Origin of the sequence: Psychromonas arctica (assembly GCF_038155225.1) — a bacterium.
Classification (GTDB): Bacteria; Pseudomonadota; Gammaproteobacteria; order Enterobacterales; family Psychromonadaceae; genus Psychromonas; species Psychromonas arctica_B.
In genome coordinates this window covers 72,984-85,358 of sequence record NZ_JBAKBA010000005.1, presented here as the reverse complement: position 1 = coordinate 85,358, position 12,375 = coordinate 72,984, and the positions used below count along the sequence as shown (strand labels likewise).

Sequence of the window (12,375 nt, the reverse complement as noted above, 5' to 3'; positions counted from 1 at the left end):
ATAATAGGTACGGATGTGGAAATACTCTTTATGTTAAATAATACCGATTACATTAAATAAGTGATCTAAATTTTGCGCAGGAAAAATGACTTAGTTCAAGGCGAAAGTTGAGCTAAATGGTTGTTCCCTTTACGAAATTTACAACGAAGAAATAAGTTATTTTAATAAGTAAAATAGATAACTCAATTAGTGTGATTGGTATAACTATATTATTTACCGAACAGTCTTATTTAAGTATAAGCAGAGCGCCAACAAAAGACTCGTTAATAATACCTTCTGCGACTTTCAATTTATGCTCAAAATCAACATAAGAAAACCTTAATAACTTTAGTTTATTAATCAAAGGCTCAAATTGACCATAATATCCTAGTACTTTATAGGATGAATTAGTTAATAAACATAATCTAACTTCTTTTCTAATTAGGTGGTTAGATAATTTAGTAGGCATTCGAATACGAAAACAGTATGTAGAACCACGAAGTTCTAAGTATTTTGGCAGTTTATTGTGAACTTGATTGTGAACTTGATTGTGAACTTGATTGTGAACTTGATTGTGAAACACTATAAGGCTCCTCCTTTAGAGAGAAGCCTTAAGTGACTGATTAAAAAACAGTTTTGGTATGGTTGGAGTTGGCCGATAAGCCGGGTTCTGTCGTGAATCGTCATTCGTCTAGGCCTGCAATCACTCACAGGCTCAAGCAACCTACCCGCTTCCAGCATGGGCCATGCCTCAGGAAGCCTATTTGGTTTTGCTTCGGGTGGAGTTTACCTTGCACTAATGATTACCCACTAGCCGGTGCGCTCTTACCGCACCCTTTCACCCTTACCTACTAATAAATTAGCAGGCGGTCTCCTCTCTGCTGCACTTGTCGTTAGCTCGCGCTACCCAGGCGTTACCTGGCACCCTGCCCTCTGAAGCCCGGACTTTCCTCCCCTCTTACTCCCTAGATAGCAAGCTACCTAAACAATAAAAGCGGCGACGATCTAGCCAACTCCGCGGCGGATTATACGGAAACCATTATAGATAACAAGCGCTTTGCAGTGATACGAGAAAAGAATTATAAGTTCTCTAAGCCCCATTTATATAAATCGTTTTTCTTAAGGTGATGTATTTCAGCAGTTATCGCTGCGGCTTTCTTAAGGGGTAACTCTTTTTTCAATAATGTCAGTGTTTTAATCGCTTCTACTGATAAAGCGTTTTCATTTTTACTTGCCCCTCCCACCATTAATACAAATTCACCACGGCAATGGTTTGTGTCTTGTTCTAACCACTCCAACATTTCGCCAGCTGGTAATACGTAATATGATTCAAATAATTTAGTGAGCTCACGCGCAACGACTAACTTTCTGTCCGCACCCATGATATTAATTATATGTTTTACCGTATCTTGCATACGACGAGGTGACTCGTAAAAAATCATGGTTTGTGTTTCTTGTGCTAATGCAGTCAATTTTTCTGTTTTAGCTTTTTCTTTCACTGGTAAGAACCCTTCGAAAGAAAAACGGTCTGATGGTAAACCAGCAGCTGAAAGTGCGGTAATTGCTGCACAAGCACCTGGTACAGGAACAACATCAACGCCCGCTTCACGACATTCATTAACTAAATGATAACCGGGGTCACTAATTAATGGCGTTCCCGCGTCTGAGATCAGTGCAACAGATTGACCAGCTTTGATTTTTTCAATCAATACACTGCCACGTTGACGCTCATTATGGTCATGAAGAGGAAAAGTTGGTTTGCTGATTTGATAGTAGCTTAATAATTTACCACTATGGCGAGTATCTTCTGCTGCAATTAAATCGACGTTTTTTAATATTTCGACGGCACGGTAAGTAATATCACCGATATTGCCCAAAGGAGTGGCGACAATATACAATTTTGCACTTACTTCGTTATTTAATTGATTTTTTTCAGACATATTTGACTCTATTAAAGTGTTAAGGATTGTTTAACTAGGTCTGCAATATTACACTATAGGTATCTTGATACCTATCTGAAAACTTATCTTGAATTAGTTTGATTAAAAAGGACAAAAAATTGACCATTGCAAATATATCTAAACGAGCTGTACATCTTTCTTTCATGGCGATGAGCATTCTGCTTATTTCCGCTTGTTCTGGGTTAGGACAAGATAAGAAAAATGCTCCGACTCTTTTTACTGACTTTTATGAAACAGCTGAATATTTATTACAACAAGCAGAAGTCGTGAAAGAGCCTAAAAATACTGAATGGCAATTAGCAGCGGTACAAGCGCTCACTAAGGAAAGTAAATATGTTCTAGCAGATTCAGTGATTGAATACTTACAAAACAAAACGTTAAATGCTCAACAAAAAAATCATCTTATTTTATTAATAGCTGATAACCAATACGCCCAAAACCAATTAGATAAGACTATGGTTTCTGTTAAAAGTATTGATATGAGTGTGTTGTCTGATCAAGCTAAGTTGCATTATCTAAAATTAAAGACAGATCTACATGTTCGTAAAAAAGAACCTAAAGCAGCCGTTGATACTTTATTTATATTAACGCCTTTATTAAAAAGTGATGAGCAAAGACAACAATACAATGACCTACTGTTAACACAGTTGAACATGTTAGATTCAAGCGTGTTAAATAGTTTTGAAAAAGTATCTTCAACACCTGGTGCCGATAACTTTAAACAAGGTTGGTATGCACTTGCGAGTGTTTATCACCGTTATCAATTACGCACTAATCAGTTGATACGTGGTGTGGATGCTTGGAAATTACTTTACCCAAGTCACCCTGCATTAAAATACATGCCATCACAATTACTTAACCTTGCAGAGGCAACACCATACCAGCCTTCTAAAATTGCAGTATTGTTACCTTTAACGGGTAGATTCAAAAAACCAGCTCAAGCAATACAATACGGTATTAGTTATGCGTTTTATAACCAAGCAGAAGCAAAGAAACAGTTACAAGCAGAACAAGCGAATGGTTCAAGTAACTCAAGCTTTATTACTATTGATGGTGATGTACAAGACGATAGCCCAGTCGCTAGCAACAGAATAATAGATAGAGATTTTATTACTGCCCCACCTCACATCTTATTCCTTGATACGAATACGATGACCATGCAAGAAATTGCAGATCAACTTCATAATCAGAAAATAGACTTTGTTATTGGTCCTTTATTGAAACCTAATTTAAAAGCATTTTTACCGTTAGTGGGAGATATTCCTGTGTTAGCGTTAAATAGTTTCCCGACTAAAGATGGTAGTGCAACGTCATCAATTCATTATGCTTTCCCACTTTCACCAGAGGGTGAAGCTGAACAAGCGGCTGAAATGATTTTCCAAGACAAACACACAAAACCTTTAATATTTGCACCTAACTCAGACTTTGGGCGAAGAACATCCGCTGCTTTTGAAGCGCGTTGGAAAGAGCTAAGTCGTTCACAACAAGCGTCGGGTAATGGTTTTGAACTGTATCCTGCTGAAACACACTTTTTCTCTAAAGATACTGATTATGGAAAATTTCTTGCTGAAGCGTTACAAACGGACAAAAGTAAAGAACGTAACCATCAAATGCAAACGGTGTTAGGCAGAAAGTTAGAGCAAGAAGTAAGAAGTCGTGCCGATGTTGATGCTATTTATATCATTAGTAAACGTAAACAATTAATGTTCATTAAACCATTTATGTCAGTTGCTATTAGTCCATTTGCAAAAGAAATTCCTTTATATGCAAGCTCACGTAGTCATGTAAAAGACTTTACTAATACACAGGATAAAGAGTTAACGGGTATTACTTTCTCTGATGTTGCTTTTTTACTCGAAGATAAAACCAAAATGAATGAAAAAGTGCAAGCAGTATGGCCACAACAACGTCTTAGTACATTGCGTTTATTTGCATTAGGTAATGACAGTTACAGCTTAATTGAACAGTTAAAACTTTTAGAAGTGGTTGAAGGTTATAAATTCCAAGGGTTAGTCGGAGAAATAACATTAGATGCACGTAATACGATCAAAAGTAAGCTAAGTTGGGCAACCTTTCAAGATGGTAATTTAGTTGAAGCTACCTCGCCTATTTCAAGCCAGTAATTCTATTGGTGTTCAATATGAGCAACAAGCTTTAGCGTTTTTAAAGGCGCAGGGTTTGTTGCTTGTCTGTCAAAATTTTTATTGTCGGTATGGTGAAATAGATTTAATCATGTCTGATAATGACACTTTAGTGTTTATTGAAGTAAGATACCGCAAGAATCAAGACTATGGTGGTGCAACAGCATCAGTTACACTACAAAAACAAAAAAAATTAATTAAAACGGCAAAGCATTATTTATCACAATTAGATAATGAGCCCTATTGCCGTTTTGATGTCGTTGCAATCAACGAAAAAACAACACAGCCACAATGGATACAAGATGCATTTCAAGAGTAATAAGCCACATGATTAACGAAAAAATTCAAGCTCACTTTGCAGAGAGCATTCAAACTAAGATTGTTGCAGCAGAAGCACTGCCAGAGCAAATAGAAGCCGCCGCTCTTTTACTTAAAGATTGTTTAATCAACGGCCACAAGCTACTTATTTGCGGTAATGGTGGTGCTGCTGGGCTAGCACAAATTTTTGCTTCACATTTATTAAATAAGTATGAAACAGACCGCCCTGCTTTACCTGCTATTGCGATCACTTCCGATTCATCATTAGTGTCAGCAATTGCTAGTGATAGCCATTTTGATCAAATTTATGCTCGTCAAATTTCAGCATTAGCACAGCCGGGTGATGTATTAATTACTATCAGTCACGGTGGTAATAGCCGTAATATGGTAAAAGCAGTAGAAACCGCATTAAGTAAGAATATTCATATTATTGCGATGACCGGTGTTGATGGTGGTGAAATTGCCGGCTTATTAGGTGCGGATGACATTGAGATTCGAGCGCCAAGTGATAAAGGGGCACGAATTGAAGAGATTCACATGTTAGTAGTAAACTGTTTAAGTGACCTCATCGATCAACAATTATTTCCACAGTATTAGGATAAATTATGACATTCAAGCCTTATCTATTTTCAATTTTATTAGCTGCCTTTATGTTGCAAGGTTGTGCAGGAGGCCTTATTGTAGCCGCAGGCACTGCGGTAGCGGTAAGTAGTGACGAACGTAGTATTTCGCAATTAGTAAAAGATGATGACCTGTCTGAAAAAGCGATTGATGCGGTGATTGCTTCAAAAGCTTATAACGACAATATTCGTATTAATATCATCGCTAATAATAGTTACTTATTATTAGTAGGCCAAGTCGATACACAAGCCAATAGTAATGAGATTGAAAACGAGTTAAATAATGTACCGGGTGTAGTTGGTGTTTATAATCAATTACGTATTAACCAGCCGATTGGTCTTATTCAAAAAACTAAAGATAGTTGGTTAACCGCTAAGGTAAAAAGTAAATTAACGAGCCATGACAAAATTAATCCTTTAAAGATTAAAGTGGTTACGGAGAATGGAGAGGTATTTTTAATTGGTCAAGTAACACAAGAGATGTCTGATTTTGCGACCGAGGTAACCAGTAATGTTGAAGGTGTTCAACAAGTCATTAGAGTATTTGAAATCATCCCAGCTAAAAGTACAGCTTCATAAAATAAAGTGAAGCTAATGAGCTTATTTCTATAAAAGAAAGTACAACAGAGCGAAGTACAAAAAATTAGACATTTAAAATGACTATCAGTAAGACACAAAAAAGGAGTGATAAATCACTCCTTTTTTGTTAGTAATACTATTAACTCGCCAGTAGAAGGTCATAAGTCGTCTAATATTCTATCTAACATCCTGCTTAACAAGGCTATAAACAGCCGTAGACTTACTTTTCAACTCATTGCACTGGTCACACCAAAAACTCACTGCTCCGCACGCTTTTAAGCGTTGTAATGGCTGATGACATTCAGCACAATCCACATGAAGCATGAAATCACTATCACAATGAGCACAGTGGCGTTTTAATTCCCCACTGCGTTGTAATTCTGATTGGCAATCAGTGCAAAGCAATGACATATTATTTTTTGTTTTTACTATTAGCGTAGTTACGTAGTAAACGTTGGCGTTTATACATTTGATGCGGCGTTAATTTGTTACGACGTCCTTCAAATGGGTTAGTACCTTCTCTAAACTCGATGCGGATCGGCGTCCCCATGATCTCTAATGTACGGCGGAAGTAGTTCATTAAGTAACGTTTATAAGAATCAGCTAATTTTTTAACTTGATTACCGTGAATAACGATTAATGGTGGATTGTAACCACCCGCATGTGCATAACGTAATTTCACACGACGAGCACCAACCATTGGTGGCTCATGGTCATCTGTCGCCATTCCCATAATACGCGTCAACATTGCTGTTGAGATACGTTTAGTTGATGAGGTGTAAGCTTCATCTACTGATTCAAATAAATGACCAACACCTGTACCGTGTAATGCCGAGATAAAGTGAATTTTTGCAAAATCGATAAAGCCTAAACGGCGATCCAATTCTGTTTTAACACGTTCTTTATCATACTCAGTCATGCCATCCCATTTGTTCACTGCAATAACCAATGAACGACCTGAGTTTAGGGTATAACCTAGTAAGCTTAAGTCTTGATCTGCAATACCATCGCGTGCATCAATAATTAATAACACCACGTTTGAGTCTTCAATCGCTTTTAACGTTTTGATTACTGAGAATTTCTCAACCGTTTCATTTACTTTTTTACGTTTACGAACACCGGCTGTATCAATTAAAATATATTCACGACCATCACGTTCCATTGGAATATAAACACTGTCACGTGTCGTGCCTGGCATATCAAATACTAATACACGTTCTTCACCTAAAATACGATTTGTCAGTGTTGATTTACCTACGTTCGGACGACCAATAAGTGCAAGTTTAATCGGTAAAGCCGCTAAACGCGCTTGCTCTTGTGCGATTTTATCTTCGTCTTCGTCATCATGATCTAATGCGAATTCATATTCGTCCACTTCGTCTGTAACAGGGTTTTCTTCTTGGAATTCTTCTAGTGCCGCATCAATCATTTGACGCACACCTTTACCGTGAGCAGCGGCGATATGGAAAACTTCACCTAGTGCAAGAGCATAAAACTCACCACACATTGAGTCAGCATCAATACCATCCGTTTTGTTGGCAACGACCATTACTTTTTTGTTTTGCTTGCGTAAATGCGATGCAATAGCTTCATCTGCAACTGTTAATCCGGCACGCGCATCAACTAAAAATAGCACCGCATCGGCTTCTTCTATTGCAATCAATGATTGTTCAGCCATTAATGCATCAATGCCTTTTTCATCGCCTTCAATACCACCGGTATCAATAACGATAAATTCAAGTTCTTCAACTTTAGCTTGACCATATTTACGGTCACGCGTTAAACCGGGGAAATCGGCAACGATCGCATCTCGGGTGCGAGTTAAACGATTGAAAAGAGTAGATTTACCTACATTAGGGCGACCTACTAAAGCGATGACTGGTAACATATATTTTGTATATCCTTTAAAACTAAAAAAGCCCCATGCACAGCAAGGGGCTACAGTATAGCGTAAAAACGTATTAAATTATTCTACATTTAATATCGGTTTTTCAATGGCAATTAAATCACCACTGCGTGTTTGTAAATAAAGGTGAGTAGAAGTTGCAATAGGTTCAATATATAAACCATCAGAGTCTAGATCTTGTTGTGCAACAAACTGACCAGATTCACGATCAATCCAGTGCAAGTAACCTTCAGCATCACCCACAACGATGAAATCATTTGCAACGGTCACACCAGTTACATTGCGGTAAGCTAACTCTTTGTTAACCCAGCGCTGTTCACCATCATTACGATTTATGGCAAAGACGTAACCACGGTAGTCCGTTAAGAAAATATCACGTCCTGACACACTAATATCATTGTAACCAGCGTACTTTTTCGTCCATAATAATTCGCCTTTTAGCAAGTCGATAGCGACTAAGTTACCATTGTAAGCTAAAGCATAAACAGTACCGTTAACAACAATAGGCTTCATATCTGCATCGGCTAAACGATCTAATTCCGTTGCACCGTAAGGTCTCGCAACAGGGATCTGCCATAGTGGTCGACCAGATTCTAATAAAGCAGCAGAAACATAACCATCAGCTCGACCGTAAATAACACCACCTTGAGAAATGCTTGGTGTCGCACTGCCGCGTAATGTTAATTTTGGTTGTGCGTTTGCTAGTGTCCAAACTTCTTCACCTGTTTTGCTATCTAAAGCAGTTAATTCACCACGAGAAGTATGAATAATAACGAAGCCATTATCGTAAACAGGTTGAGCAATCACTTCACCAGAGACGTTACTGAGCCATTTGATATCACCTTTTTCTGCATCTAATGCAAACACTTGAGCATTTTCAGTGCCGATATAAAGGGTATCAATACCTAAACCAATACCACCAGATAAACGTGCTGAGCGGTTAGCTGTATTAGATTTATGATCGCCTAGATCAATTGACCATAGCTTATTACCCTTTTTAACAGAAAGTGCTTTCACTTCTCCATCACGAGCTGCAACATAAACGGCTTTTTCATCAACGGCAGGTTGAAGTTGTGAATAGTATTTATCCACGCCACTACCAATGCTCGTTGACCAAGCAATGACTGGTTTGTACGTTGCTTGAAATTCAGGTAGCTCAGCCATTTTAACAACATCTTCTTCACTGCTGAAAATAGAACAACCGCTTAATATTAACGCGCTGCTAGCAATGACAGTTATATTTTTAACCCATTTAATCATTATATTATCTCAGTTTATTGCGCAGCATCTAATTTAGGTGCTGGAGCAATATCTGCTTTAGCAACGGCTAAATCATCTAACTGTAATTGTAAGATTGGGTCAACACGACCTTCACTTGCGTCAACTGCGTCTTGAAATGCACCACGTGCAGATTCAACATTACCTTGTTTTAAATAAACAATCCCTTTACTTTGATTAGCTTTGACTAAAAAGCCTTCATCTGTAATGTTGTTTAACGTTGATAATGCAGCATCATAATCACCTAATTCTGTATTCACACGTGCTAAACGTAACTCTATAACAGGGTTTAAAGGTGCATACTCATTGCTTGCTAGTAGATCAGTTAATTGTGTTTTTGCTAAGGCAAAGTCACCCGCTTCAACCGCTTCTTTTGCTAATAGCAAAGAACCTAGTGTTGCGTAACTATTCCCTTTATTGTCTGCAATGAATGTTTGCATTTCTGCACTGCTATGATCTTCGCCTTTAGCATCATATTTAACCAATACTTGTGCAAATTCCGTTGATGCTTTCTCTTGGTTAGTCGATACGGTTTCACCGTAGTAACGCCATCCCCATAAACCAGCTAGACCAATAACAGCTCCCACGATAAGCATGGTTCCGTTTTCACCCCACCATTTCTTAATTGCATCAACTTGTTGTTCTTCTGTTTCGTAACCTTCAATAATATCAACCACGTGTGTTCCTTACTTAATCTGTTTTTTGATGAATATGCTTATGCAAAGTAGGTAGGTAATACCTTAACTAAGCTGTCAATTGCAACGGTTTGTTGCTCTGAATTCCCATGTAAGTCTTTAATTGTGACACAGCCACTCTCTAACTCACTTTCACCTATAATTAAGGCAACTGAAGCGCCACTTTTATCGGCACGTTTCATTTGTTTTTTAAAGTTACCAGCACCACAGTGATGCATCATTTTCAAATGCGGTAGTTGGTCACGAATCAGTTCTGATGCTTTAAATCCTGCGATATCTGTTCCTTCACCAACTAAAATACTGTAAATATCAACATCCCCTTTAACATCGTCGTTCAATTCTAAGGTTTCAAGCATTAAAATAATACGCTCTAAGCCCATTGCGAAACCAACAGCAGGTGTTGCTTTACCACCAAGTTGTTCAACCAAACCATCATAACGCCCACCAGCACAAATAGTACCCTGTGAACCTAAGCTCGATGTTACCCACTCAAATACGGTACGATTGTAATAATCTAAACCACGAACGATGCGTTCATTAATCACATATTTAATGCCTGCAGCATCTAAATAAGCTTGAACTTTTGCAAAGTGTGCAGCTGTTTCGTCACCAAAATAATCAGATAGTTTCGGTGCATCTTCTAAGATTGCTTGAACCGCTTCATTTTTACTGTCTAAAACACGTAATGGATTAGTTAACATACGACGTTTACTGTCATCATCTAACTTATCTTCATGCAATTGTAAAAACTCAACTAACTTAGCTTTATAAGCATTACGCTCTTCATTACTACCTAGTGAATTCAATTGCAGTTCAACATGATCTTGAATGCCTAATGCTTTCCACAAACGAGCTGATAATAAAATAACTTCTGCATCGATATCTGCACTGGCAATACCAAATGTTTCAATCCCAACTTGGTGGAATTGGCGGTAACGCCCTTTTTGAGGACGCTCATGTCGGAACATAGGTCCGATGTACCACATTCTACGTTCTTGGTTATATAATAAACCATGCTCGTTACCTGCACGTACACATGATGCAGTACCTTCAGGACGTAAGGTTAAACTATCACCGTTACGATCTTCAAAAGTGTACATTTCTTTTTCAACGATATCAGTCACTTCACCAATTGAACGTTTAAATAGATGCGTGCTTTCTACGATTGGCATACGAATTTCAGAGTAACCGTAACTGCTGACTGTTTGTCTAATTAACGATTCTAATTTCTGCCAAACAGGGGTTTGTTCAGGAAGGGTATCGTTCATACCACGAATAGCTTGTATCTTCTTTGCCACAATGATTTCCGAATTCTGTCGATGAATAAAAATACATTCGAGATGTATTGATAATAAAATTGAGATTCATTATAAGGAAGTTTGTGGCTAGATGGAACAATGCAACTCAGCTTTGCTTGTTTTAAGGCTAATAAAAAGCCCAAATATCAAAAACATTTAGGCTTATTTAGTGTTTTAGCTTAAAGCAATCATTAACTTCTACTTTAATGCGTCATTAAACTTTCATTTAATGACGCTCAATCTAAAACTGCATTTAGTTAAGTCATTGAGCATTCAAACTCAAATCAGTCTAAAAGTTACCCTTTTACAATAATTTGGCTTTCATCACTACGACTGATGCGGGCACGGATTTTTGCTTCTAATTGATCAATCACGTTGTCGTTATCGAAGCGATCTCGTTGACGAGTACCGTCTTCATAAAATCCACTTTTATTTTTACCGCCAGTAATACCAATATCTGACACTAATGCTTCACCTGGACCATTAACAACACAACCAATAATCGACACATCCATTGGCATAACAACATCTTCAAGACGTTCTTCTAATGCGTTAACGGTGGCAATGACATCGAACTCTTGACGAGAACAAGTTGGGCAAGCAATAAAGTTAATGCCTCGACTACGAATACGCAGTGATTTTAGGATATCAAAACCGACTTTAATTTCTTCAACGGGATCAGCGGCTAATGAAACACGTAATGTATCACCAATACCTTGTGATAATAACAGACCAAGCCCTACAGCAGATTTAACACTACCACTGCGTAAGCCCCCTGCTTCGGTAATACCTAAGTGTAACGGTTGAATAATTTGTTTCGCTAATAACTGATAAGATTCCACGGCTAATAATGCATCGGATGCTTTTACACTGACTTTAAATTGTTCAAAGTTTAAACGGTCTAATATATCCACATGTCGTAATGCTGAATCAACTAACGCTTGTGCCGTTGGTTCGCCATATTTTTCTTGAATATCAGCTTCTAATGAACCGCCATTAACGCCAATTCGAATGGGTATATTATTGTGTCGAGCACAATCAACTACACTACGAATTCGTTGTTCATTACCGATATTACCCGGGTTAATACGTAAACAATCTACACCGTATTCTGCTACTTTTAACGCAATACGGTAATCAAAATGAATATCGGCAATGAGAGGAATGTTGCATTGTTTTTTAATTTCACGAAATGCTTCTGCGGCATTCATTGTCGGTACTGAAATACGCACCATATCGGCACCAACCGCTTCTAAACGTTTGATCTGTGCAACCGTTGCCGCAACATCTGTGGTTAAAGTATTGGTCATTGATTGAACGGTAATTGGTGCACCGCCACCCACAGGGACATTGCCCACCATGATCTGTTTAGACTCGCGGCGTATAATCGAAGAGGTATGGCTCATTATATTTACTCTTAAAAGTTAAAGGTTATTACGCTATTTGATAAATCAATCGTTCAATAAAACGAGAACCTTAGTGAATATAGGTTCTAGCAGGTCTAGCGTTCTGATAAGTCGGGTAACATTCACTATTTCAACTAACCGTTATATTAAAATGCTTAACTTAATTTAGCTTAATTTAGCTTAAAATTTTCATG

The 12,375-nt window shown here is 37.9% G+C and carries 12 protein-coding genes and 1 other RNA gene; 4 read left to right on the top strand and 9 right to left on the bottom strand.

Annotated elements, in window-relative coordinates:
• Positions 1-226: 226 nt before the first annotated feature.
• The 3 genes from V6255_RS03695 to rsmI form a co-directional block, all read right to left on the bottom strand.
• Positions 227-562 (bottom strand): DUF6538 domain-containing protein, encoded by a 336-nt coding sequence (locus V6255_RS03695; RefSeq protein ID WP_341626927.1) that lies wholly within the window; start codon positions 560-562, stop codon positions 227-229.
• 60 nt (positions 563-622) lie between these two features.
• An RNA gene (gene rnpB / locus V6255_RS03690) (RNase P RNA component class A) lies at positions 623-996 on the bottom strand.
• Positions 997-1,058: 62 nt separating this feature from the next.
• Positions 1,059-1,919, bottom strand: coding sequence for a 16S rRNA (cytidine(1402)-2'-O)-methyltransferase (gene rsmI / locus V6255_RS03685; protein WP_341626926.1), 861 nt, complete (start codon positions 1,917-1,919; stop codon positions 1,059-1,061).
• Positions 1,920-2,038: 119 nt separating this feature from the next.
• Between rsmI and V6255_RS03680 the strand changes: the two genes are divergently transcribed.
• Genes V6255_RS03680 through V6255_RS03665 form a run of 4 tightly spaced genes read left to right on the top strand, consistent with a single transcriptional unit; the run spans position 2,039 to position 5,598 of the window.
• Positions 2,039-4,063: a penicillin-binding protein activator gene (locus V6255_RS03680; protein WP_341626925.1), complete on the top strand. Its 2,025-nt coding sequence runs from the start codon at positions 2,039-2,041 to the stop codon at positions 4,061-4,063.
• On the top strand, positions 4,032-4,400 hold the full coding sequence (locus V6255_RS03675) for a YraN family protein (RefSeq protein WP_341626924.1): 369 nt from the start codon (positions 4,032-4,034) through the stop codon (positions 4,398-4,400). The genes V6255_RS03680 and V6255_RS03675 overlap by 32 nt, the downstream gene beginning before the upstream one ends.
• Before the next feature lie 11 nt (positions 4,401-4,411).
• Positions 4,412-4,996 carry a D-sedoheptulose-7-phosphate isomerase gene (locus V6255_RS03670; protein WP_160062440.1) on the top strand — a complete coding sequence of 195 codons (585 nt, stop codon included), beginning with the start codon at positions 4,412-4,414 and terminating at the stop codon, positions 4,994-4,996.
• 8 nt (positions 4,997-5,004) lie between these two features.
• Positions 5,005-5,598: a BON domain-containing protein gene (locus tag V6255_RS03665; RefSeq protein WP_341626923.1), complete on the top strand. Its 594-nt coding sequence runs from the start codon at positions 5,005-5,007 to the stop codon at positions 5,596-5,598.
• A 177-nt stretch (positions 5,599-5,775) separates the two neighbouring features.
• On the opposite strand, the gene V6255_RS03660 is transcribed toward V6255_RS03665, so the two are convergent.
• The 6 genes from V6255_RS03660 to ispG form a co-directional block, all read right to left on the bottom strand.
• Positions 5,776-6,009 (bottom strand): zinc ribbon domain-containing protein, encoded by a 234-nt coding sequence (locus V6255_RS03660; protein ID WP_341626922.1) that lies wholly within the window; start codon positions 6,007-6,009, stop codon positions 5,776-5,778.
• Position 6,010: 1 nt separating this feature from the next.
• Positions 6,011-7,486: a ribosome biogenesis GTPase Der gene (gene der, locus V6255_RS03655; RefSeq protein WP_137297334.1), complete on the bottom strand. Its 1,476-nt coding sequence runs from the start codon at positions 7,484-7,486 to the stop codon at positions 6,011-6,013.
• Between the two features lie 78 nt (positions 7,487-7,564).
• Positions 7,565-8,764: an outer membrane protein assembly factor BamB gene (bamB, locus tag V6255_RS03650; RefSeq protein WP_341626921.1), complete on the bottom strand. Its 1,200-nt coding sequence runs from the start codon at positions 8,762-8,764 to the stop codon at positions 7,565-7,567.
• A 14-nt stretch (positions 8,765-8,778) separates the two neighbouring features.
• A complete protein-coding gene (locus V6255_RS03645) occupies positions 8,779-9,459 on the bottom strand; it encodes a tetratricopeptide repeat protein (protein ID WP_341626920.1) in 681 nt (226 codons plus the stop codon).
• A gap of 38 nt (positions 9,460-9,497) precedes the next feature.
• Positions 9,498-10,775: a histidine--tRNA ligase gene (hisS, locus tag V6255_RS03640; RefSeq protein ID WP_341626919.1), complete on the bottom strand. Its 1,278-nt coding sequence runs from the start codon at positions 10,773-10,775 to the stop codon at positions 9,498-9,500.
• A gap of 296 nt (positions 10,776-11,071) precedes the next feature.
• Positions 11,072-12,181: a flavodoxin-dependent (E)-4-hydroxy-3-methylbut-2-enyl-diphosphate synthase gene (ispG, locus tag V6255_RS03635; protein WP_137297330.1), complete on the bottom strand. Its 1,110-nt coding sequence runs from the start codon at positions 12,179-12,181 to the stop codon at positions 11,072-11,074.
• Positions 12,182-12,375: the final 194 nt, after the last annotated feature.

Bases quoted from the DNA above. Each gene is read 5' to 3' on its own strand.
- ispG (WP_137297330.1), bottom strand. From the start codon at position 12,181: ATGAGCCATACCTCTTCGATTATACGCCGCGAGTCTAAACAGATCATG.
- rsmI (WP_341626926.1), bottom strand. From the start codon at position 1,919: ATGTCTGAAAAAAATCAATTAAATAACGAAGTAAGTGCAAAATTGTAT.
- der (WP_137297334.1), bottom strand. From the start codon at position 7,486: ATGTTACCAGTCATCGCTTTAGTAGGTCGCCCTAATGTAGGTAAATCT.
- V6255_RS03660 (WP_341626922.1), bottom strand. From the start codon at position 6,009: ATGTCATTGCTTTGCACTGATTGCCAATCAGAATTACAACGCAGTGGG.
- bamB (WP_341626921.1), bottom strand. From the start codon at position 8,764: ATGATTAAATGGGTTAAAAATATAACTGTCATTGCTAGCAGCGCGTTA.
- V6255_RS03665 (WP_341626923.1), top strand. From the start codon at position 5,005: ATGACATTCAAGCCTTATCTATTTTCAATTTTATTAGCTGCCTTTATG.